Genomic DNA, 22,553 nt, shown 5'->3' with positions numbered 1-22,553 from the left:
GGCACACAGCACCTGCCGCACCGAGAGGATCTCGCCCTTCATGTTCCGACGCACCAAACGCGCAGCCGTCATTTCGGTCATCGCTGCCACCGCCGTCATCCTGAGTGCCTGCGCCGGGTCTGGACCCGATCCGGTCGAGACCGCCACCGGCGTCCCGGATGCCAGCGCAACGCTCACCGTCGGGCTCGTCCTGGAGCCGACGAACCTCGATATCCGCCACACCAGCGGAGCGGCGATCGAACAGGTCCTCATCGACAACGTCTATGAAGGCTTGCTCACGCGCACGCAGGACAACACGATCGAACCGCGCCTGGCCTCCGACTACGAGGTCTCCCCCGACGGACTCACCTACACCTTCACGCTCAATGAGGGGCTCACCTTCCACAGCGGAACCGCGCTCACATCGGCAGATGTCGTGGCCTCCTTCGAGGCCGTTCGTGCCGACGAAACGATGCAGGGCTTCGCTGATTTCGCTGGTGTTGCCTCGGTCACGGCACCTGATGCGAGCACGGTCGTCATCACGCTGACGCAACCGAACCAGAACTTCCTGTTCGCACTCACCGGTCCCGCGGGGCTCGTATTCCAGTCCGGGGACACCACCGATATGCAGACTGCGGAGAACGGCACCGGCCCCTTCACACTGCAGAAGTGGAGTAAGGGCAGTTCGATCACCTTCGCCCGATACGACGAGTACTGGGGCGAGCCGGCAGGCGTCGCCGAGGTCGTCTTCGAGTACATCCCGGACTTCACGGCAGGCGTCAATGCCGCGCTCGACGGCAGCTTGGATGTTCTCACCGCCGTCGATCCCAACCTCGCACCCGAACTCGAATCCTCCGGTGAGTTCCTGCTGACGCGGGGACGCACCACCGACAAGGCCACCCTCGCCTTCAACAACGCCAAGGCTCCCTTGGATGACATCCGTGTTCGCGAAGCACTGCGCCTTGCCGTCGATCACGAGGGCCTTATCGAGGCGGTCGGCGCCGGCACCACCCAGTACGGGCCGATTCCCGAACTCGATCCCGGTTACGAAGACCTGTCCGACGTCGCACCCTACGACCCGGAGCGCGCAAAAGAGCTGCTCGCCGAGGCCGGACATGAAACGCTCGATCTGACGTTGACCATTCCGTCCTTCTACGGCACCACTGTCCCGCAGGTGCTCGTGTCTGACTTCTCCAAGGTCGGAGTCACGCTCGAAGTCGACCCGGTCGAATTCCCCACCTGGCTCGAGGATGTCTACACCAACCACGACTACGACCTCAGTTTCGTGCTGCACGTCGAGCCCCGCGACTTCGGCAACTTCGCTGACCCGACGTACTACTTCGGTTACGACAACCCCGAGGTTCAGCGGCTCTACGCCGAGGCCCTTGCCGAGATCGATGAGGATGCCTCGGCCGAGTTGCTGGCCGAAGCCGCACGCCTCGTCTCAGAGGACCACGCTGCAGACTGGCTGTACACCGGCGAGACCATCACTGCCGTCCGCCCGACCGTATCCGGATTCCCGCAAGACTCCATCAACTCGCGAATCAACCTCGCGGGTGTCACCGTCGTCACCGAATAGCCCGGTGCTGCGCTACACGCTCACACGAGGGGTCCTGCTCATCGCCGGACTCCTCGTGTCGAGCGTGCTCATCTTCCTGACTCTGCGGGTGTTCCCCGGCGACGTCGCACAGTTGATCGCGGGCACGCAGGCATCGCCTGCCACTGTGGAGGCGCTGCGGGAGTCGCTGGGGCTCAACCACCCCCTGCCAGTGCAGTACGGCGATTGGATCGGCGGAGTACTCACCGGTGATCTGGGCACGTCTCAGCTCAGTGGGGCCTCCGTCGGCGAGGAACTCGTCGAGAAGGCGCAGGTGACCGTCCCGCTGGGCATCATGTCGCTGGTGATCGCATTACTCATCGCGATTCCGTTCGGCGTCCTCTCGGCAGTACTGCGCGGACGAGCGGGAGGCACGGCCATCAGCGTGGCCGCGCAATCCCTCGCAGCAGTCCCGGTCATCTGGGCGGGGATGATGCTCATCGTGGTCTTCGCCGTCTGGCTCGGAGTGCTGCCGGCGCAGGGCTTCCCCCGCAGCGGATGGTCCGAGCCATGGCAGGCGATCCGGGCGCTGCTGCTGCCTGCGCTCACGATCGGCATAGTCGAGGGGGCGATGCTGCTGCGCTTCGTGCGCAGCGCCAGTCTGCAGGCGCGCGGTCAGGACTTCGTCCGTACAGCCGCGGCCAAAGGACTCACGCGCAATCAGGCGCTGATCCGGCACGGCATCCCTGCTGTGGGCCTGTCGATTGTGACCGTCCTGGGACTGCAGGTTGCCGGGATCATCGTCGGCTCGGTTGTGATCGAACAGCTTTTCACCCTGCCGGGAATCGGCCGGATGCTGGTAGCCGACGTCGGAACACGTGATCTGGTCAAAGTGCAAAGTGAGCTGCTGGTACTCACCGGGTTTGTTCTCATCATCGGCTTCATCGTCGATCTCATCCATCATTTCGTCGACCCCAGACAGCGGGAGGCCGCATGATGCCGCGCTGGCTGCGCTCGCTGTGGAGCAGCGCAACGGGACGTTTCGGGCTCATCACCGCAGGGGCGATCGCCCTGATCGCGCTGGTATCGATATTTTGGACGCCGTTCAATCCCCTCGACACGAACGTCCGCAACCGGTGGGCTGCCCCCAGTTGGCCGCACCTGCTGGGCACCGATAACACGGGCCGCGACATCCTCAGCCTCATCATGGTTGGTGCCCGCACAACCGTTTTCGTGAGCATCGGCGCCGGAGTCATCGCGACCCTCATCGGCATCCTGCTGGCGACTCTGGGAGCTCTGACCTTCCGCTGGATGAGAGAGACCGTCGCCGTTCTCGTCGACATCCTTATCGCCTTTCCCGTACTGATCATCGCCATGATGATCTCCTCGGTGTGGGGCGGATCACTGTGGGTGGTGATCTGGGCGGTGGGCATCGGCTTCGGCGTCAACATCGCACGCGTCACTCGTCCAGAGCTGCGACGGGTCCAGAAGAGCGATTTCGTGCTGGCCGGAAGAGCATCGGGGCTGTCGGCCGGTCAGAATCTGCTCCGTCACCTGCTGCCCAACGTTGCACCGGTGTTCATCGTCCAGCTGTCCTGGTCTATGGCGGTCGCCGTGCTCGCTGAGGCGGGGCTGTCCTACCTCGGTTTCGGTGCGTCCGTCGTTGAACCGTCCTGGGGCATTCTGCTGGCGGATCTGCAGCGGTACATCATCGTCCACCCGCTCTCGGTGGTCTGGCCGGGCCTGGCCATCACGATCACGGTGCTGGCATTGAATCTTCTGGGCGATGCGCTGCGCGAGGCGACCGATCCGACGCTGCGGCACCGGTCGGCCGAACTACATACTCCGGCGGTGGTCGCATGAGTCTCATCGTCGAGGATCTCGTCGTCGTCATCGACGGCAGACGCGTCATCGACGGCATCTCATTCGAGGTGCCCGATGGCGCGCGGCTCGGTCTGATCGGTGAGTCCGGCTCCGGAAAGTCCGTCACCGCTCTCGCGATTATGGGCCTGCTCCCCGATGGTGCAACAGCCAGCGGCAGCATCCGCTGGAATGGCACGGAGCTCATCGGGATGCCCGACAAGCACCTCGCCCGCCTGCGCGGCGACGATATCGGCATCGTGTTCCAGGAGCCCCAGACGGCGCTGAACCCGATCCGCACCGTCGGCAGGCAGATCGCCGAATCGGTCCGAATCCACACCCGGGTCAGCAGGCGCGAAGCGCGTGAGCGGGCTGTCGAAGAGGCGACGCGGGTGCGTCTGCCCGACCCCCGATCCACGATAGACAAATACCCGCACCAGCTCTCCGGAGGCCAACGGCAACGCGTCGCGATCGCCATGGCGCTCGCATGCAGACCGCAGCTGCTCATCGCCGATGAGCCGACCACCGCTCTGGATGTCACTATTCAGGCCGAGATCCTGCAATTGCTGCTCTCGCTGGTCGAGGAGCAGGGCATGTCGCTGATGTTCATCACTCACGACCTCGCCGTGCTCGCGCAGGTCGCCACCCACGGGGTGGTCCTGGAGGACGGGAAGGTGATCGAGCACGCACCGGTTTCCACGCTGCTGACCGCCCCCACCTCTCCGATTACGCAGGGGCTGCTGCGCGATGCCACCGCAACGCTGTGGCGCCCGAACGGTGGTGAAGCGTGAGCCTGATCGAAACTCGAGGCCTCAGTCGCGACTTCCCCGTGCCCAAGAAGGCGATGTTCGAACGCGCGCAGACGCAGACAGCGTTGCATCCCACAGATCTAAACATCGAGGCGGGTGAATCCATCGGCCTCATCGGCGAGTCCGGTTCTGGAAAGTCGACGCTGGTGCGGCTTCTGCTGGGACTCGATCGCCCGACGAGCGGCTCGGTCACCATCGACGGCAAGAGCGTGGATGCCAGCGGCTCCGCCCGTTCGTTGCACTGGCTGCGTCGTCAGAGCGGACTCGTCTTCCAAGACCCCTACGCATCGTTGGATCCCCGGATGAACGCCGGGCAGATCATCGCTGAGCCGCTGTGGGCACTGGGCATTGCCGGCGATCGACGCTCCCGCGTTCGTGAAGTTCTCACGCAGGTCGGACTCGAGCCCGAGATGGCTGACCGCTACCCGCACGAGTTCTCCGGTGGTCAGCGGCAGCGGGTCGCCATCGCACGAGCCATCGTCCACCGTCCCCGCATCCTCGTCGGCGATGAGCCGATGTCTGCCCTGGACGTCACCGTGCGCGCCCAGGTGCTGGAACTGTTCGAGCAGCTCCTGCGCACCGAGGAGTTGACCCTCATCGTCGTCTCGCACGATATCGGTATGGTGCAGAACCTCTGCGACACGGTCGCCGTGATGAAGGACGGGCACATCGTGGAGCGCGGCACGACAACCGACGTCCTGCTGAATCCGCAGCAGGCCTATACCCAGAGACTGCTCGCGGCGATCCCGGTCATTCCCGCAGCCGCCCGCGGTGACTCTGCTTCGGCGTGAGCGACTTCTGTAGGTAGACCGTCCCCAACGAGCGACCGAATTTGAACCCGAGGCCGCTCATGCGGCCCGACTCGATAAAACCGAGCTTCCTGTGCAATCGGATCGATGCATCCGCTCCGCTGTCGCTGATCACCGCCACGATCTCGCGCAGTCGGATCTGCTCGCACGCGTCGATCAGCTGTTCCAGCAGCGCCGTGCCCAACCCTTTTCCCCCCGCGGCCGGCCCCAGATAAATGGAACTCTCCACCGTGTACCGATACGCGGATTTCGCCGCCCACGGCTGCACAAGCGCGTAGCCGATCACCTGATTCGTCGCCGTGACCGCAACGATGAACGGCAGTTTGAGCCGCTGGAGCATCGAGAACTTCTCACGCCAGAACCGGTGTGTGGTGGGCTTCTCATCGAAGGTCACCACGGAGTTTTCGACGTAGTGGTTGTAGATGGCCCGAATGTCCGGCAGATCGCTGATCCTGACGGCGCGGATCGTGTACGCGAACGTCTCCGCCTCGGGTGGCATCGCCTGCAGATGCCGCGGTAAACGTCGACGCCGGTCACCGGGTTCGAACTGCATTCCGTCAGAATAGTGCTGGTTGCAGGTCACCGGAATCATCGGCACTCGCGACATTCCAATCGACCGGAGCCGCCCCCTGTTGCTGCAGAAGATCGTTGGCGCGGGAGAACGGTCTCGAGCCGAAGAATCCTCTTCGCGCTGACAGCGGTGAAGGATGCGCGGACTCGATGATCGGCGTCTCACCCAGCATCGGCTCGAGCCGCGCAGCATCCTTGCCCCACAGGATCGCAACCAGCGGCCGGCCGCGGGCCACCAGTGCCCGAATTGCCAGCTCGGTGATCTCCTCCCAGCCCCAACCGCGATGAGAGCCCGGCTCTCCCGGGCGAACCGTGAGCACACGGTTCAGCAGCAGCACACCCTGGTCGCTCCAGGCACTCAGGTCACCATGCACCGCCGGCTGGATGCCGAGATCATCGTGCAGCTCACGATAGATGTTCACCAGGCTCCGCGGCAGCGGACGCACATGGCGATCGGCGGCGAAGGAGAGCCCGATGGGATGCCCTGGGGTCGGGTATGGATCCTGCCCGACGATGAGCACGCGCACATCGTCCAGCGGCCGCTGGAACGCTCGCAGAATGTGCTCGGGCGCAGGAAGGTAGGGCTCGGACTGCAGTCGTTGCTCCATCGCGGCGATCGCATCCGCCGCCGGGGCGAGAGCCGCGGCCCAGCCGGGATCGATCAGCGAGCGGTGCAACACCCGCGGTCAGTCCTCGGATTCGGTGCGCACGCGCAATGTTCCACGGGCGAGCAGGTGCTGTGCGGACTGCGCGACCGGACGCATCGTGATCAGATCGAGGTTCACGTGGCCCGGAGCGTCGAGGGCGTAGCCGATGACGTCGGCGACGTCGTGGGCAGTGAGCGGAGCATCCACACCGGAGTACACCGACTCCGCGCCGAGTCGATCTCCGCGCAGGCGGTTGAGGGTGAACTCTTCGGTGTGCACCATGCCCGGGGCAACCTCGACGACGCGCAACGGCTCGCCGTTGAGTTCCTGACGCAGCACCTTGACGATCATCGACTGCGCGGCTTTCGCTGCGTTGTAGCCGGATCCGCCGGGGTACGCCGTCTGTGCTGCTGTGGAGGTGACGAAGATCAGGTCGCCATGACCGTCGGATACCGCAGCACGCCGCAACAGCGGCAGCATCCCGGCCACCAGCCGCTGGGTCGCGAGCACGTTGACGTCGAACATCCACTGCCAGTCATCGCTGTTGCCGTCTTCGACGCGATCGGTTCCGCGGGCGCCGCCAGCAACCTGTACGAGCGCGTGCACGGGCCCGGAAGCATCCAACTCGGCGATGAGGTCGGCCACCGCATCCGCGTCGGTCAGATCGCACGCGATCGCCGAAGCCCCGGTCTCCTCGACCAGCTGCTGCAAGCGATCCTGGCGTCTGGCGACGCCAATGACGTCCCAACCACGGGAGCGGAGCTCTCGCACGGTCGCCTCGCCGATCCCTGAACTTGCACCTGTCACGACTGCACGCCTGATCACCATGCATCAACCGTACGGCTTTTCCGCCGCGGCGCATGTTACGTAACATTTCCGGCGCGTTGTTGCGCAGCACGGCGTTACGTACTCTTCATGAAGCGGCATCCGCCGTCCTGACCTCTATCCGATCCAGGGAGAACCTCATGTCCGCAGCTGAAACCTGGCGTTTCGAGACCAAGCAGATCCACTCGGGCGCCGCACCCGACCCGGTCACGAAGGCACGTGCCACACCGATCTACCAGACCACGTCGTACGTCTTCGACAATGCGGACCACGCTGCGAATCTGTTCGCGCTCGCTGAGTTCGGCAACATCTACACGCGCATTCAGAACCCCACCCAGGACGTGCTCGAGCAGCGCCTCGCCGCCCTCGAAGGCGGCACCGGTGCTCTCGTCCTCTCCAGCGGCCAGGCGGCATCGACGTTCGCTGTGCTGAACATCGCGCAGGCCGGCGATCACATCGTCTCTTCCAGCTCGATCTACGGCGGCACGTACAACCTTTTCAAGTACACCCTCGCCAAGCTCGGCATCGACGTCACGTTCGTCGAGAACCAGGACGACGCCGAAGAGTGGCGACAGGCCATCCGCCCGAACACCAAGCTGCTGTTCGCGGAGACCATCGGAAACCCGCGCATCAATGTGCTCGACATCCGCACCATCGCAGATATCGCTCACGCGGACGGTGTCCCGCTGATCGTCGACAACACGATCGCGACGCCGTACCTGCTGCGTCCGTTCGAGCATGGCGCTGACATCGTCGTCCACTCGGTGACGAAGTTCCTCGGCGGCCATGGCACCACCATCGGCGGCGCCATCATCGATGGCGGCACCTTCGAATGGTCTAAGAACGTTGAGAAGTTCCCGGGCTTGAGCGAGCCAGACCCCTCGTACCACGGCGCCAGCTACACCACCGCCGTCGGTGACTCGCTCGCGTACATCATCAAGGCTCGCGTGCAGCTGCTTCGTGACCTCGGATCGGCCATCTCCCCGCAGAGCGCGTGGAACCTCATCCAGGGCATCGAGACTCTCTCACTGCGCATCGAGCGCCACGTGCAGAACGCGCAGGAGATCGCCGAGTGGCTCGACAGCCGCGAGGACATCGCCTCGGTGAACTACTCGGGCCTGCCCGCGTCGCCGTGGTACGCCAAGGCCAACGAGTACCTCCCCAAGGGCGTCGGCGCTGTGCTGTCGTTCGAGCTCAAGGGCGGCGTCGAGGCAGGTCGTGAGTTCGTCAACAGCCTGTCGCTGTTCAGCCACCTCGCTAACATCGGCGACGTGCGCTCACTCGTCATCCACCCGGCATCCACCACGCACTCGCAGCTCTCGCCTGAGCAGCAGCTCACTGCCGGCGTCACGCCGGGCCTGGTGCGCCTGTCGGTAGGACTCGAGAACATCGACGACCTCAAGGCTGACCTCGACCAGGCACTCGCTGCCGCGCGCCGTGTGTCGGAGGCTGCTCGCGCCTAAGGCATCCACAGCCCGCGCTGAGCGGTATTGGAAGAAGAACCCGGGTCGGTGCAACCGCTGACCCGGGTTCTTCCTCTTCACCGAGCAGATGGCACACGCCGGGGCGGACCAGACGCGTAACGTGCGCCCGGATGCCCCCTGAGCAGGCGACAATGGAGGCATGGACTGGCAGAGCACCTCCGAAGACACCGTGCCCTCGGCACGGGTGACGGCGGCGGATGCTCGTCTGCTGCGAGCGCGACCCCCTGTCACCGGAGCTTGGCGCGACGGCGACCCGGTCGGAGACCGCAAGTTCGTGGCATTCGGACCATTCCGCACCGAGAGCGGGCAGGAGTTGCCCAGCATCCGCGTGGCCTATGAGTCGTGGGGCGAGCTGAACGACACTCGCACCAACGCCATTCTTGTGCTGCATGCGCTCACCGGTGACAGCCACCTGCGCGGTGAAGCCGGCGCCGGGCATCCGACGGCCGGCTGGTGGGAAGACATCGTCGGACCCGGTGCGCCGCTAGACACCGATCGCTGGTGCGTCATCGCGCCGAACATGCTCGGCGGATGCCAGGGTTCCACCGGCCCCGCAAGCGTCGCCCCGAACGGTTATGAGTGGGCCTCGCGCTTTCCCTACCTCACGATCCGTGATCAGGTCGAAGCTCAAGTGCTGCTGGCGGATCAGCTGGGAATCGACAGCTGGGCGGCCGTGATCGGCGGTTCGATGGGCGGCATGCACGCACTGGAATGGGCTGTCACACATCCCGAGCGCGTTGAGCGTCTCGCGGTGCTGTCCTCTCCCCCGACGACCACGGCCGACCAGATCGCTCTGAACTCTGTGCAGATCGAGGCGATCCGCATCGATCCTCGATTCCAGGGCGGCGAGTACTACGATCTCAGCGACGGGGACGGCCCGCACCGCGGTCTTGCGTTGGCCCGCCGGATGGCGCTACTGAACTATCGCAGCCCGATCGAGTTGAACCAGCGCTTCCAACGCTCGTGGCAGTCCGGGGTGTCGCCGCTGGGCAGCGGCGGCCGCTTCGCCGTGGAGAGCTATATCGACTTCCACGGAAACAAGTTCACTCGCCGTTTCGATGCCAACAGCTATATCACCGTGGTCGAGGCGATGAACTCGCATGATGTCGGACGCGGCCGTGGCGGTGTTGAGGAGGCCCTGCACACGGTCACCGCGACCACACTTGTCCTCGGCATCGACACGGACAGGCTGTTCCCGGTCGACGGGCAGCATCGCATCGCGCGCAGCATCCCGAACACCCTCGACGGCAACGAAGCGGTCGTGCTGGCCAGCGACTTCGGGCACGACGGTTTCCTCATCGAGACCGATGAGGTCGGCGCCCACCTGCGCCGGTTGCTCGCGGCGTGAGTCAGTCGCGCAGGTAGTTCCACGGCAGAGCTGCGGTCTCCAGCCGATGGCGGCCGGTGCCGCCCTCGGGGTGTGCTGCATCGCCGCCCCAGACGAAGACGCCGCCGTCGATGATGTGCGTGGCGTAGAGCGAAGGTGCGGATGCTTGCGCCAACGCCGCCGCAACGCTCGCGCTCGACGCCAACTCATGCAGTGTCACCCACGTCGGCGGGAACAGGCGCAGCCGGCCCTCGGCGTGCAGCCGCAGCGCTTCAGGGGGTGTCAGCCAGCGCGATTCCTTTACTTCTTCGGGCGCAAGGACGAGCTCTCCCGCGGGCGCGGGCGCGAGGAAGAACCAGGTGCGTATGCGTTTTGGTGCTTCGGCCGGTGGTATCCAGCACGACAGCGTGACCAGGCGGGCTGGCCGAAGCCCCACTTCTTCTGCACACTCGCGAATCGCTGCGACCGCGGCGATCTGCTGCTCCTCACCAGCGTCAGCGCGGTCGAGCTCTTCGACCACCCCGCCGGGGAAGACCCAGCCGCCGGCGAACGAGCCGTGGTCGGGTCGGCGAATCAGCAGAGTCTCCAGCCCGCCGGGTGAATCGCGCAGCAGTATCGCTGTCCCACCGACCGGCATCGTATCCATGGGATCACCCTACGCGTCACGGCGTTCGCCCCGAGGATTACGGTCGCCTCACCGTTTCCAGCCGGGCCAGTATCGCGCCGTGCGGGCGGCTACCCTGATCCGTGCGAGCGTGGGTAGCGAGGATCTCGAACCCGGCGCGCGCGAGTTCCTTCTTCAGGGCATCGACCGGCCAGAAGTAGGCGGTCACTACTGCATGGTCGAAGGGCTCGATCCGAGGGCCCTCGAAGAAGCCGAGCAGCAGCGTGCCGCCTGGGTGGAGGCAGCGCGCGAACTCTCCGATGATCGAGGGAACGCGCTCGGGCTCGGTATGGATGAGGGAGTACCAGCTCAGGATTCCGCCCAGAGAGCCATCCTCCACAGGCAGCGACTCCAGGTCACCGACGCGGAAGAGCAGGTCCGGGAACCGGGCTGCCGCGCGCCCGACGAATTCGGGCACGAGGTCAAGCCCTTCGGCCTCGACACCGTGGTCGCGGAGAAATGCCGTCCAGTGGCCGGGCCCGCTCCCCGCGTCGAGAGCACGGCCTCTGATCGTTGCAGCCCACTCGGAAATGACCCGGCGGTCCTCGGCGGCCATCGCCTCGACGGAGCCGAGGTACTCGGTGTACTCATCCGCTCGGGCCCCATAGCTACTCCGGACCTTCTCGACAGCCATCAACCCTACGGCGTGCTGTCGCGCGCGGAGGAGATTTCATCGACCGCCTTCTCGAGCCGCTCGATCTTGCCGTCGATCTCGCCCTCATATCCTGCACGGATGTCGGCTTTCAGAACCAACGATATGCGTGAGCCGAACGGCTCCACCGCTTCGGTCGCCCGCTTGACGACGTCCATCACCGTGTCCCAGTCGGGGCCTTCAATCTCGGTGAACATGCTGGTGGTTCGGTGCGCGAGCCCCGATTCACGAACAACCTTCACGGCTGCTGCGACCGCGTCATGGACGGAACCGTCTTCGCGGCCGGTACCAGAAGGAGCAACGGAGAATGCAACAAGCATCATGTACCTCTCAGATCAGGATCGGTGGGAAATAGGGCGAACAGGAACGCGCACGAGTGCCCGAACCGCAAGCACCAGCAGGACGACCACCAACACGTTGCGAACGGTCAGCAGCAACACCGGTAGCAGCTGGGTGCGCAACAATCCGTCGTAGGTCAGCGGATAGACCAGGCAGGTCAGCGTAGCCAGGCCGAGTACGATGCCGGCCGGCACGCCCGAGCGGGTGCGATCGAAGATGATCCACATGATCACCGGAACAATCAGCCATGTCTGGAACTGGGGCGAACCGACTTTGTTCGTCACGATCAGCACAAGTACCGCGGCCAGAGCGAGCGGCGGGAACAGCCGAGGAAACGACGCCCCGCGCATCGCTTTGACTGCCCCGATCCCGATGACGACGGCCAGCGCCAGCACCATCAGCGGGGTCAGCATCCAGGCGATGAACTCGACGCCCGGTGCGCCGATCTGGAACGTCAGAATGTCGAAGCTGTAATCAACGGATGCTGCGCCGAAATGCGCCATCCACATGAACGGTGTCGCGGCGACCGCTTCGATCTGCAGGCCGCGTCCGGTCTGCTCGGTCAGAAAACCGAACAGATGCTGGTCAGCACCGAGGAGGAACAGCACGACGATGATCGCCGCCGTGGTCGCTGCTGCGGTGAGGAGGATACGCATCCGATTCTTCGATGCCGCGACCGCCGCGAACACAAGAGCCCCCGGCCAAATCTTGATCCAGGCGGCGAACGTGAGCACGATCGCCGCCGCGCCGGGGCGGCGCACGAGCCACAGCCCGCCCACGACAGCCAGCGGCACCGTCACCGCATCGATGCGGTACATGGCGATCGGGCCGAACAGCGCCAGCGCTCCCGTCCAAAACCATCCCGCTGAGCGCCGCCGTGCGGAACCGGTGCGCCCGACGAGCAGGCCGAAGGCGACCGCATCCAGAGCTGTCACCAACACCGCCCAGCCGATCAGATACGCATCCACCGCCCCGACCACCCCGGTCAGCGGCCACGCGAGCACCTGTGTAAGCAGCATAGGCAGCAGCGCCGGTTGCGGGTATACCCACGACTCGGTGATCCCGACCACGGGCCCACCGCTGAGTGCCGCCTGGGACCACGGCTGATACACGATGACGACGTCGCCCATCGGCTGGCTCGGAAACACCCACCCCTGCCAGGCGACGAGAACATGCACGGCGAGGAACGTGCCCCACAGCAACAGTGTCCGCAACCTCACGAGAGCAGGTCCCCGATGGCAACGGGAAGAGCCTCTGCCACATCGAGCGCGACGATCGGGTGCCCGGTCTGACCATCAAGCGCCCCGGATGCTATCCGTGCCGCATATCCGTGCAACCATGCTCCGGCAGCGGCGAGCTCAGCGATCGGAGCCGCCGGCTTGCTGGCCAGGAGCGCGCCGAGCGCGCCGGCAAGCACGTCACCGGCGCCGGCCGTGGCCAACCAGCCCGGTGCGGACGCCACCGAGATGACAGCGTCGCCGGCTGCCGCCACGAGCGTTGTGGATCCCTTCACCAGCACGGTGCATCCCAGTGCTTCGGCGACTGCGGCCGCATCCGCCGCACGATCCCCGGATTCAGTCAGTTGGAGCTGCTCGCACAACCGAGCGAATTCCCCCACGTGCGGAGTCACGAGTACGGGCGCAGCAGCTCCACGAACCAGATCCAGCGCGCCTGCATCAACGACGACGGGTGCCTGACCCGCCAGAATCACGTGCAGCGCCTCGGTCTCCGCAGGAATACGCGTCGCCGCGTCTGTGCCGGACCCGATCACCCAGGCATCCACTCGGGTGCGTCCGATGTCCGGTGCCGCCACTGTCTCCGGTCGGCGGGCGATGACAGCGTCCGCTGCGCGCCCCGTCCCGACGAATCGAACGAATCCCGCACCTGCACGCCACGCTGCCTCAACACCCAGCACGGCAGCGCCCGGATAGGCGTCCGTCCCCGTCCGAACAGCGACAACGCCCCGAGAGTACTTGTCGTCGCCAGCGCCGGGCACCCGCAGCAGGTGCGCGGTGTCAGCCCGGGACCACTCGCGCATATCGACCATGGCTTCCACGCTAGCGCGCCTGCCCGGTCGAGACGGCACTACGGTCGAAGGGTGAGTCTTCTCTTTTCCCCTCTCAGCATCCGTTCTGTCACCTTCCCGAACCGCCTCTGGGTCTCCCCGATGTGCATGTACAGCGCAATCGACGGCGTGGTGCAGGAATGGCATCACACCCACCTCACCCAGTTCGCCAGCGGTGGCGCCGGGCTCATCGTCGCCGAGGCATCCGCTGTCGTTCCCGAGGGCCGCATCTCCCCGCGCGATGCCGGGCTGTGGAACGATGCGCAGCGTGATGCGTGGGCGCCGATCGTTGCGGCGATTCATGCGCGTGGTGGACTCGCCGGAATCCAACTCGCCCACGCCGGCCGCAAAGCCTCCACGTGGTGGCCGTGGGCCGAGGCGCAGGGATCAGTCGCGCATGCTGACGGCGGCTGGCAGACGGTTGCGCCGTCGGTCGTCGCCTTCGCCGGCTTCGATGAGCCGGCCGCGATGGATGCCGCGGGCATCGAGAGCCTTGTTGACAGCTTCCGCGCCGCTGCCCGACGCGCACTGGATGCCGGGTTCGACGTACTGGAGGTTCACGGCGCGCACGGGTATCTGCTGCACCAGTTCCTCTCCCCGCTGTCGAATCTGCGCACCGACGAATACGGCGGTTCGCTCGAAAACCGGGCACGGCTGCTCCTGCGCGTGGTTGTTGCTGTGCGCGAAGAGGCAGGCAACGATGTACCGCTCTTCGTCCGCATCTCAGCCACCGACCACGCCGATGGCGGCTTCCTCCCCGCGGAGGCGACCGCGGTGAGCACGTGGCTGCTCGAGCACGGAGCCGATCTCATCGACGTCTCCAGCGGCGGACTCGTGGCGCACCAGCAGATCGATGTGCATCCTGGCTATCAGGTGCCGCTTGCCGCGACGCTTCGCCAGAGCGGTGCGGTCCGGACGAGCGCTGTCGGACTCATCACCACAGGGCAGCAGGCCGAGCAGGTGCTTGCCGATGGCGCGGCTGATGCCGTCTTCGCCGGTCGGGAATGGCTACGGGATCCGCACTTCGGCCTGCGGGCCGCACACGAACTCGCAGCACCAGTCACGTGGCCGTCCCAGTACCTCCGCGCACGCTGGCGCTGACCTCCGAGGGTACGCGCCCCGAGGGGCACGGGCGCATCAGCGCCCGTGCACCCGTCGAGTCGCATCCTGGACCTCGCCGATGAGCTCTTCGAGGATGTCCTCCAAGAACAGCACCGCAGTCGTCTCGCCCTGGGCGTTGCGCACCTTCGCGAGGTGCCGGCCGGCACGGCGCATGAGTGCAAGCACGTCTTCCAGGTCGGTGTCTTCCTGCACCGGCACCATGTGATGGATGCGCTTGGTCGGGATCGGTGCCACCGTCATCGTGGCGGCGTCCGCTCCTTCCGAGGCACGCAGGATGTCCTTGAGGTGCACATAACCGACCGGCACCTGCTGCTCATCCACGATCACGTAGCGGGAGAATCCGTATCGAGCGACGGCGCGCTCAATGTCATCCGGTGTCGTGGTCTGCGGCAGCGTGACCAGATCGCCGAGCGAGACGGCGACATCACGCGCCTTCTTATCGGTGAACTCCACGGCCTTGGCGACAGCACCAGAGGTATCTGAAAGCAGTCCCTCCCGACGCGACTGGGTGACGATCGTGGCCACCTCGTCGATCGTGAAGGTCGACGCCGCTTCGTTCTTCGGCTCGACCTTGAACAGCCGCAACACGCCATTGGCGGTCGTGTTCAGAACCCAGATCACCGGCATGAACACCTTCGACACCCATACCAGCGGTGGGGCGAGGATGAGCACCGCACGATCAGGTACCGAGAACGCCAGGTTCTTCGGCACCATTTCGCCGAACACCACGTGCAGGTACGAGACCAGCAGCAGTGCGATCGCGAAGCCGACGATGTCTACAACCGCATCCGGCCACCCGAGAGCGTGCATCGGCACACCGAGCAGATGGTGGATCGCGGGCTCTGAGACGTTCAGGATCAGCAGGGAGCAGATCGTGATGCCGAGTTGGGACGTGGCGAGCATGAGCGTTGCATGCTCCATGGCGAACAGCGCAGTCTTAGCCGCCCGCGATCCCTGCTCAGCGCGGGGCTCGATCTGCGAGCGGCGTGCCGAGATCACGGCGAACTCTGCGCCGACGAAGAAGGCGTTCGCGATGAGAAGTACGACGAGCCAGACGATTCCTGCCCAATCGTTCATCGGGTCACCCCCTCGGCCGTGGCGTCAACCGGCACGGGCGTGTACCGGATGCGATCGACGCGGCGACCGTCCATCCGGATCACCTGCAGCACACCAGAGTCCAACGAGACCTCATCTCCGATCACGGGAACGCGCTCGAGAACACTCATCATGTAGCCGCCGACGGTGTCGTAGACATCTCCCTCGGGAACCTGGACTCCTGTGCTGCTGCGCAGCTCATCAGGACGCAGCTCCCCCGGAAACGCGATCGAGTCGCTGCTGCGAACGACGCCGGCACGGGTGCGGTCGTGTTCGTCTGAAACCTCTCCCACGATCTCCTCGATCAGATCCTCCAGAGTGACGATTCCGGCGGTTCCGCCGTACTCGTCAACGACGATGGCCATCTGGTAGCCCTTGGCGCGCAATTCGGATACCAGCACATCGAGGTGCAGCGTCTCCGGTACGCGTAACGGATCCGTGGACAGCGCGCCCACCGGAACGTCCACGCGACGCTCCCGCGGCACCGAAACCGCCGCTTTCAGATGCACGACGCCGGTGATGTCGTCGAGGTCGTCCGAATACACCGGGAACCGGCTCAGGCCGGTGCGTCGGGCCAATTGAATGACGTCTTCGGCCGAATCCCCGGAGAAGATCGCGTGCATGCTGGGACGCGGGGTCATGACGTCGCCCGCGGAGAGCCGGGCGAAGGTCAGACTGCGATCGAGCAGGCTGGCGGTGTCCGCCTCCAGCACACCGGCAAGCGCCGAACGGCGCACCAGTGAGGAGAGCTCTTCAGCGCTTCGTGCGCCGGACAGCTCTTCTTTCGGCTCAATGCCCATGCTGCGCAGCACCCCGTTGGCGCTGTTGTTGAGCATCACGATCGCCGGTTTGAACACCGCGGTGAAACCGGTCTGGAATGGGATGACCAGCTTGGCTGTCTGACGAGGCAGCGCGAGGGCGAAGTTCTTCGGAACGAGCTCGCCGAGAATCATCGACAGCACAGTGGCGACCACTATCGCAACGACGGTGGCGACAGGACGGACAGCACCTTCGGCGATGCCCCAGGTGATCAGCACCGGACCGAGCAGGTTGGAAAGCGCTGGCTCCATCGTGTAACCGGTCAGCAGAGTCGTCAGCGTGATGCCCAGCTGCGCCGACGAAAGATGAGTCGACGTGTGTTTGAGAGCGGAGATCGTCAGCGCCAGCCGGCTTTCGCCGCGGGCCTGACGAGCTTCTAGCTCTGCACGATCAAGGTTGACGAGGGCGAACTCACTCGCAACGAATAAACCTGTTCCTACTGTGAGTAGGAGCCCCACGCCCAGCATGACGTAGTCCATCAGCTGCTCCCCTCCTCAGAGGAAGGCAACGGGCAGTGGGGCAGAATACTACAACTGGGAGGGTCGTCCATGATGCTTAGATTCTACCGAACTTCTACCAGCTGACCGGCAGCGCCTTGCCTTCCTCGTAGCCCGCAGCCGATTGCCTGCCGACCAGCGCGCGTTCATGAAACTCCGGCACAGACGCCGCTCCCGCGTAGGTGAACGACGAACGCACCCCGGAGGTGATCATGTCGAGCAGATCCTCCACACCCGGGCGCAGCGGGTCGAGGTAGATCTTCGAGGAGGAGATTCCCTCTGCGAACAACTCCTTGCGTGCGCGCTCGTAGGCGTCGAGCCGACCGAACCGCGCTTGCACCGCTTTCGTGGATGCCATCCCCCACGACTCCTTGTAGATGCGCCCCTCGGCGTCAGCAAGCAGCTCACCGGGAGCCTCGATCGTTCCGGCGAACCAGGAGCCGATCATCACGGATGCGGCTCCCGCCGCCAGTGCCAGCGCGACGTCGCGCGGATAGCGCACTCCCCCGTCTGCCCAGACGTGTGCTCCGTGGGAGCGCGCAGCCTCTGCGGTTTCGAGCACGGCCGAGAATTGTGGTCGTCCCACCGCCGTCATCATCCGCGTGGTGCACATCGCGCCGGGACCGACGCCGACTTTCAGAATGGATGCCCCGGCATCGACGAGATCGTGCACCCCGTCGGCGGTGACGATGTTGCCGGCCACGATCGGGATACCGAGATTCAGCGCGGCGACGGTGCGAAGCGCACGCAACATCCCGTCCTGGTGCCCGTGCGCAGTGTCGAGGACGAGCACGTCGACGCCCGCTTCTGCCAGCGCTGTCGCCTTTGCGGCGACGTCGCCGTTGATCCCGACGGCGGCACCGACAGCGAGTCGACCGTCCGCGTCGACGGCTGGCGCATACAGCGTTGATCTCAGGGCGCTGCGCGCGCTGAGCGTTCCGACCAAGCGGCCATGATCGACGACCGCGACCACCTCCGCGCCCGTTTCGGTGATGACGTCGAATGCTGAACGCGCATCCGTGATGTCCTCAGCATCCAGAGCAGGCGTGCCGGTGTGCACAAGGTCGCCCAACTGCGCATCGGGCAGGGCGGTTGCCAGCCGGGTGGCTGGCAGGATGCCGCGGATCGCGGATGTTTCCACGGTCGCGCCCCTTTCGGCGACGACGATGCCGTGCCCGACAGCAGGCGGTACCAGGCGCAGCGCATCAGCGGCCGTGGCTGAAGGCGGGAGCACGAGCGGGCTGTCCCATGCCACCGGCTGCGCCTTGACGTTGCGGATCGCAGCGTCCAGATCCTGCAACGGCATGTCCTGCGGAAGGATGCCCAGACCACCGCGCCGCGCAAGCACCGCAGCCAGCCGGGGACCGGTCACGGAGTTCATGTTCGAGGCGACCAGCGGCAACGTCGCCGGCGTGCCGTCGTGCGGTGAGAGATCCACGGAAAGCCGGCTGGTGATGTCCGAGTGCCGCGGCACCAGAAAGACATCTGAGTATGTGAGATCGACCTGAGGCTGCTCGCTGACGAACTTCATACCCCCACGGTATCTTTCCGAGCAGCGAAACGGGCGAGTCTACGCGCGTATTCACATGCCAGAACACGTTAGGCTAGTACACGCGATGCATCGTTCCGGACGTTTCGGACTCGAGCATGAGACACAGCTTCAGCGATGAAAGAGGGCGATAACGCGTGGCGAACCAGGTGGCCGGCGTCGGGGGTTCAGACGACGGAGATTTCGGAGCCAATTCGTGGCTCGTCGACGAACTCTACGAACAGTTCAAGGTTGATCGCAACTCCGTCGACAAGGAGTGGTGGCCGATCCTGGAGAACTACAAGCCCGCCAGCGCGGCGGCAGCGCCCGCGTCGACGACGCCATCGAGCACGTCCGCAGCCGCAGCCGAGCACCCCGTGACTGCACCGATCCCCGTGATCGGTCTGCAGCCGGTGGCGCGCACCACGGCGAAGCCCGCAGCGCCGGCACCGATCCCTGCCCAGGCCCCCAAGCCAACGGCCAAGGCCGCTGCCGAGGAATCGGCCGACGAGGACAAGGCCACTCCGCTTCGCGGCATGTCCAAGACCCTCGCGGCGAACATGGACCAGTCGCTCACCGTTCCGACAGCGACCAGTGTGCGCACGATCCCGGCGAAGCTGCTGATCGACAACCGCATCGTCATCAACAACCACATGTCGCGCTCGCGCGGCGGCAAGGTCAGCTTCACCCACCTCATCGGCTGGGCGCTGATCCAGACGTTGAAGGAGTTCCCGAGCCAGAACGTCTTCTACGCCGAGATCGACGGCAAGCCCTCTGTGGTCGCTCCCGCACATGTCAACCTCGGCATCGCGATCGACATTCCCAAGCCTGACGGCACCCGTGCACTGATGGTGCCGAGCATCAAGCGCTCAGACACGCTGACGTTCACCGAATACCTCGCGGCCTACGAAGACCTCGTCACCCGCGCTCGAAACAACAAGCTGACCGCCGGCGACTTCGCCGGCACCACGGTCTCGCTCACGAACCCGGGCGGCATCGGCACCGTGCACTCCGTGCCGCGTCTGATGAAGGGCCAGGGCTGCATCATCGGCGCCGGCGCTTTGGACTACCCGGCAGAGTTCCAGGGCGCGAGCGCCAAGACACTGTCCGAGCTCGGCATCGGCAAGACCATCACGCTCACCAGCACCTACGACCACCGTGTCATCCAGGGTGCCGGGTCTGGCGAGTTCCTGAAGAAGGCGCACGAGCTGCTGATCGGTCAGCGCGGCTTCTACGACGACATCTTCGCTGCGCTGCGCATTCCGTACGCGCCCATCCGCTGGAACCCCGATATCGCCGTTGACCTCGCTGAGCGCGTCGACAAGCAGTCGCGGGTGCAGGAGCTCATCAATTCGTACCGCGTCCGCGGTCACCTGATGGCCGACATCGACCCACTCGAGTACGTGCAGCGTTCGCACCCCGACCTCGAGATCGAAAGCCACGGCCTGACGTTCTGGGATCTGGACCGCGAGTTTGTCACCGGCGGTTTCGGCGGTAAGCGCGTCATGAAGCTGCGCGACATCCTGGGCGTTCTTCGCGACTCGTACTGCCGCACGCTCGGCATCGAGTACATGCACATTCAGGATCCGGAGCAGCGCCGCTGGTTCCAGGAGAAGCTCGAGGTCAAGTACCAGAAGCCCGGCCACGCCGAGCAGCTGCGGGTCTTGCGCAAGCTCAACGAGGCGGAAGCGTTCGAGACCTTCCTGCAGACGAAGTTCGTCGGCCAGAAGCGCTTCTCTCTCGAGGGCGGCGAATCGCTGATCCCCCTGCTGGATGAGATCCTCCAGGGCGCAGCCGCGGCTTCCCTCGACGGTGCGGCGATCGGTATGGCACACCGCGGCCGACTGAACGTGCTCACCAACATCGCCGGCAAGACCTACGGTCACGTGTTCCGCGAGTTCGAAGGCATCCAGACTCCGGGCAACCAGCGCGGCTCTGGCGATGTGAAGTACCACCTCGGCACCGAGGGCACATTTGTCTCGGACGACAACTCCGAGCTGCCCATCTACCTCGCAGCGAACCCCTCGCACCTCGAGACCGTCGACGGCGTGCTCGAGGGCATCGTCCGCGCGAAGCAGGACCGCAAGCCCATCGGCACGTTCTCCTGGCTGCCGATCCTGGTGCACGGTGATGCCGCGTTCTCCGGGCAGGGCGTCGTCGTCGAGACGATGCAGATGTCGCAGCTGCGCGGTTACCGCACCGGGGGCACGATCCACGTGGTCGTCAACAACCAGGTCGGTTTCACCACGACGCCGACGGATGCCCGCACCTCGGTCTACGCGACCGACGTCGCCAAGACCATCCAGGCGCCGATCTTCCATGTCAACGGCGATGACCCCGAGTCGGTCATCCGCGTTGCTCAGCTCGCGTTCGAGTACCGTGAGCGCTTCCACAGCGACGTCGTCATCGATCTCGTCTGCTACCGCCGCCGCGGTCACAACGAGGGCGATGACCCGTCGATGACGCAGCCCCTGATGACCGACCTCATCCAGGCGAAGCGTTCGGTTCGCAAGCTCTACACCGAGGCGCTCGTCGGTCGCGGTGACATCACCCAAGAAGAGTACGAGCAGGCGAAGGACGACTTCCAAGGCCGTCTGGAGGTCGCGTTCGCTGAGACGCACGCTGCGGAGACCGGCGCAACGCCGATCGCTCCGGAACTCACGTCCTCGAACGAGGTCGTCGGCGAGCCCGAGGTCACCGGCATCTCGCCAGAGATCGTCTCGCTGATCGCGGAAGCATTCGCGAACAAGCCCGAGGGCTTCACCGTTCACCCGAAGATCCAGCAGCTGCTCGACAAGCGCGTCGAGATGACGCGCAGCGGCAACATCGACTGGGGCTTCGGCGAACTGCTCGCATTCGGGTCGCTGCTGGCTGAGGGCACCCCGGTGCGCCTGGCCGGCCAGGACTCGCGCCGTGGCACGTTCGTGCAGCGCCACGCAGTCATGCACGACCGCGCCAACGGGCAAGAATGGTTGCCGCTGTCGAACATCTCGGAGAGCCAGGGGCGATTCTTCGTCTATGACTCGCTGCTGAGCGAGTACGCGGCGCTGGGCTACGAGTACGGGTACTCGGTTGAGGCTCCAGAAGCTCTCGTGCTCTGGGAAGCGCAGTTCGGTGACTTCGCGAACACCGCCCAGGCCGTCATCGACGAGTACATCTCCTCAGCCGAGCAGAAGTGGGGCCAGCAGTCCGGCGTCACGCTCCTGCTGCCGCACGGGTACGAGGGCCAGGGCCCGGATCACTCCTCGGCACGCATCGAGCGTTTCCTGCAGCTGTGCGCTCAGGAGAACATGATCGTTGCCCGTCCATCGACGCCGGCTTCGTACTTCCACCTGCTGCGCCGTCAGGCGTACGCTCGTCCGCGCAAGCCGCTCATCGTCTTCACGCCGAAGGCCATGCTGCGCCTGCGCGGTGCGACCAGCAGCGTCGAGGACTTCACCCAGGGTCGTTTCCAGCCCGTGATAGACGACAATCGCGGTGTAGACCCGGCGGCCGTCAAGCGTGTGCTCGTGCACTCCGGCAAGGTGCACTGGGATCTGCGCAGCGAGCTGGAGAAGAACCCGAACCCGGAGATCGCGCTGGTGCGGCTGGAGCAGCTGTACCCGACGCCGATCGATGCACTGAAGGCAATCACCGACTCGTACCCGAACGCTGAGCTCGTCTGGGTTCAGGAGGAGCCGGAGAACCAGGGCGCATGGCCGTTCCTCGCTCTCGCCTTCGCCGATGTTCCCGGTGACCGGCAGTTCCGGACCGTTGCACGCACGGCATCCGCTTCTCCGGCGAGTGGCTCCTCCAAGGTGCACGCCGTCGAGCAGGCAGATCTGCTCAAGCGTGCCCTCACGATGGACTGATCATGGCCTGATCGCACGAACCCCGTAGCGCCGCAGATCCTGCAGCGCTACGGGGTTCGTGCTCAGTATCAGGT

At 65.3% G+C, this 22,553-nt stretch carries 20 protein-coding genes; 9 read left to right on the top strand and 11 right to left on the bottom strand.

The window, feature by feature from the left end; translation table 11 throughout:
* Positions 1–40: 40 nt before the first annotated feature.
* From ACSS7Z_RS06120 to ACSS7Z_RS06100, 5 genes are read left to right on the top strand one after another with little or no spacing between them, the layout of a single operon-like run.
* The gene (locus ACSS7Z_RS06120) at positions 41–1,558 is read left to right on the top strand and encodes an ABC transporter substrate-binding protein (protein ID WP_438253589.1); all 1,518 of its coding nucleotides are present in this window, start codon (positions 41–43) and stop codon (positions 1,556–1,558) included.
* A 4-nt stretch (positions 1,559–1,562) separates the two neighbouring features.
* Positions 1,563–2,513, top strand: coding sequence for an ABC transporter permease (locus ACSS7Z_RS06115; protein WP_438253588.1), 951 nt, complete (start codon positions 1,563–1,565; stop codon positions 2,511–2,513).
* Positions 2,510–3,379 carry an ABC transporter permease gene (locus tag ACSS7Z_RS06110; protein WP_438253587.1) on the top strand — a complete coding sequence of 290 codons (870 nt, stop codon included), beginning with the start codon at positions 2,510–2,512 and terminating at the stop codon, positions 3,377–3,379. Before ACSS7Z_RS06115 ends, ACSS7Z_RS06110 begins: the two co-directional genes overlap by 4 nt.
* The gene (locus tag ACSS7Z_RS06105; protein WP_438253586.1) at positions 3,376–4,167 is read left to right on the top strand and encodes an ABC transporter ATP-binding protein; all 792 of its coding nucleotides are present in this window, start codon (positions 3,376–3,378) and stop codon (positions 4,165–4,167) included. The genes ACSS7Z_RS06110 and ACSS7Z_RS06105 overlap by 4 nt, the downstream gene beginning before the upstream one ends.
* A gap of 53 nt (positions 4,168–4,220) precedes the next feature.
* Complete coding sequence (locus ACSS7Z_RS06100) at positions 4,221–4,976, top strand: ABC transporter ATP-binding protein (protein WP_438253711.1); 756 nt, start codon at positions 4,221–4,223, stop codon at positions 4,974–4,976.
* On the opposite strand, the gene ACSS7Z_RS06095 is transcribed toward ACSS7Z_RS06100, so the two are convergent.
* The 3 genes from ACSS7Z_RS06095 to ACSS7Z_RS06085 are packed head-to-tail and all read right to left on the bottom strand — an operon-like array spanning position 4,936 to position 7,039.
* On the bottom strand, positions 4,936–5,547 hold the full coding sequence (locus ACSS7Z_RS06095; protein ID WP_438253585.1) for a GNAT family N-acetyltransferase: 612 nt from the start codon (positions 5,545–5,547) through the stop codon (positions 4,936–4,938). The two genes, ACSS7Z_RS06100 and ACSS7Z_RS06095, sit on opposite strands and share 41 nt — an antisense overlap.
* Before the next feature lie 4 nt (positions 5,548–5,551).
* Positions 5,552–6,244 carry a uracil-DNA glycosylase gene (locus ACSS7Z_RS06090; RefSeq protein ID WP_438253584.1) on the bottom strand — a complete coding sequence of 231 codons (693 nt, stop codon included), beginning with the start codon at positions 6,242–6,244 and terminating at the stop codon, positions 5,552–5,554.
* Between the two features lie 6 nt (positions 6,245–6,250).
* Positions 6,251–7,039 (bottom strand): SDR family oxidoreductase, encoded by a 789-nt coding sequence (locus tag ACSS7Z_RS06085; RefSeq protein WP_438253583.1) that lies wholly within the window; start codon positions 7,037–7,039, stop codon positions 6,251–6,253.
* 137 nt (positions 7,040–7,176) lie between these two features.
* Here ACSS7Z_RS06085 and ACSS7Z_RS06080 point away from each other — a divergent pair, with 137 nt between their 5' ends.
* Together ACSS7Z_RS06080 and metX are read left to right on the top strand one after the other, a co-directional pair.
* On the top strand, positions 7,177–8,499 hold the full coding sequence (locus tag ACSS7Z_RS06080) for a bifunctional o-acetylhomoserine/o-acetylserine sulfhydrylase (protein ID WP_438253582.1): 1,323 nt from the start codon (positions 7,177–7,179) through the stop codon (positions 8,497–8,499).
* 160 nt (positions 8,500–8,659) lie between these two features.
* Entirely contained in the window at positions 8,660–9,868 is a 1,209-nt protein-coding gene (gene metX, locus ACSS7Z_RS06075) for a homoserine O-acetyltransferase MetX (RefSeq protein ID WP_438253581.1), read from the top strand.
* 1 nt (position 9,869) lies between these two features.
* Here metX and ACSS7Z_RS06070 read toward each other — a convergent pair whose 3' ends face one another.
* The 5 genes from ACSS7Z_RS06070 to ACSS7Z_RS06050 are packed head-to-tail and all read right to left on the bottom strand — an operon-like array spanning position 9,870 to position 13,549.
* Positions 9,870–10,493, bottom strand: a complete 624-nt coding sequence (locus ACSS7Z_RS06070) for an NUDIX hydrolase (RefSeq protein ID WP_438253580.1) — start codon at positions 10,491–10,493, stop codon at positions 9,870–9,872.
* A 37-nt stretch (positions 10,494–10,530) separates the two neighbouring features.
* The gene (locus tag ACSS7Z_RS06065) at positions 10,531–11,145 is read right to left on the bottom strand and encodes a class I SAM-dependent methyltransferase (RefSeq protein ID WP_438253579.1); all 615 of its coding nucleotides are present in this window, start codon (positions 11,143–11,145) and stop codon (positions 10,531–10,533) included.
* 5 nt (positions 11,146–11,150) lie between these two features.
* The gene (locus ACSS7Z_RS06060; protein ID WP_438253710.1) at positions 11,151–11,483 is read right to left on the bottom strand and encodes a thiamine-binding protein; all 333 of its coding nucleotides are present in this window, start codon (positions 11,481–11,483) and stop codon (positions 11,151–11,153) included.
* Positions 11,484–11,498: 15 nt separating this feature from the next.
* Entirely contained in the window at positions 11,499–12,722 is a 1,224-nt protein-coding gene (locus tag ACSS7Z_RS06055; RefSeq protein WP_438253578.1) for a hypothetical protein, read from the bottom strand.
* A complete protein-coding gene (locus ACSS7Z_RS06050; protein WP_438253577.1) occupies positions 12,719–13,549 on the bottom strand; it encodes an ADP-dependent NAD(P)H-hydrate dehydratase in 831 nt (276 codons plus the stop codon). The genes ACSS7Z_RS06055 and ACSS7Z_RS06050 overlap by 4 nt, the downstream gene beginning before the upstream one ends.
* Before the next feature lie 51 nt (positions 13,550–13,600).
* On the opposite strand from ACSS7Z_RS06050, the gene ACSS7Z_RS06045 reads away from it, so the two are divergent.
* Positions 13,601–14,668, top strand: a complete 1,068-nt coding sequence (locus ACSS7Z_RS06045) for an NADH:flavin oxidoreductase/NADH oxidase (protein ID WP_438253576.1) — start codon at positions 13,601–13,603, stop codon at positions 14,666–14,668.
* A 36-nt stretch (positions 14,669–14,704) separates the two neighbouring features.
* Here the strand turns inward: ACSS7Z_RS06045 and ACSS7Z_RS06040 are convergent, their stop codons facing one another.
* The 3 genes from ACSS7Z_RS06040 to guaB1 form a co-directional block, all read right to left on the bottom strand.
* On the bottom strand, positions 14,705–15,766 hold the full coding sequence (locus tag ACSS7Z_RS06040; protein ID WP_438253575.1) for a hemolysin family protein: 1,062 nt from the start codon (positions 15,764–15,766) through the stop codon (positions 14,705–14,707).
* Positions 15,763–17,082 (bottom strand): hemolysin family protein, encoded by a 1,320-nt coding sequence (locus ACSS7Z_RS06035; protein ID WP_438253574.1) that lies wholly within the window; start codon positions 17,080–17,082, stop codon positions 15,763–15,765. The genes ACSS7Z_RS06040 and ACSS7Z_RS06035 overlap by 4 nt, the downstream gene beginning before the upstream one ends.
* 94 nt (positions 17,083–17,176) lie before the next feature.
* Entirely contained in the window at positions 17,177–18,631 is a 1,455-nt protein-coding gene (guaB1, locus tag ACSS7Z_RS06030; RefSeq protein ID WP_438253573.1) for a GMP reductase, read from the bottom strand.
* 155 nt (positions 18,632–18,786) lie between these two features.
* Between guaB1 and ACSS7Z_RS06025 the strand changes: the two genes are divergently transcribed.
* On the top strand, positions 18,787–22,479 hold the full coding sequence (locus ACSS7Z_RS06025; protein ID WP_438253572.1) for a multifunctional oxoglutarate decarboxylase/oxoglutarate dehydrogenase thiamine pyrophosphate-binding subunit/dihydrolipoyllysine-residue succinyltransferase subunit: 3,693 nt from the start codon (positions 18,787–18,789) through the stop codon (positions 22,477–22,479).
* The last annotated feature ends 74 nt before the right edge of the window (positions 22,480–22,553 follow it).

This window comes from Microbacterium wangyouchuni (genome assembly GCF_051546305.1).
GTDB lineage: Bacteria > Actinomycetota > Actinomycetes > Actinomycetales > Microbacteriaceae > Microbacterium.
Note: the sequence above shows the minus strand (reverse complement) of the source record. Positions and strands in the feature narration are given on the sequence as shown.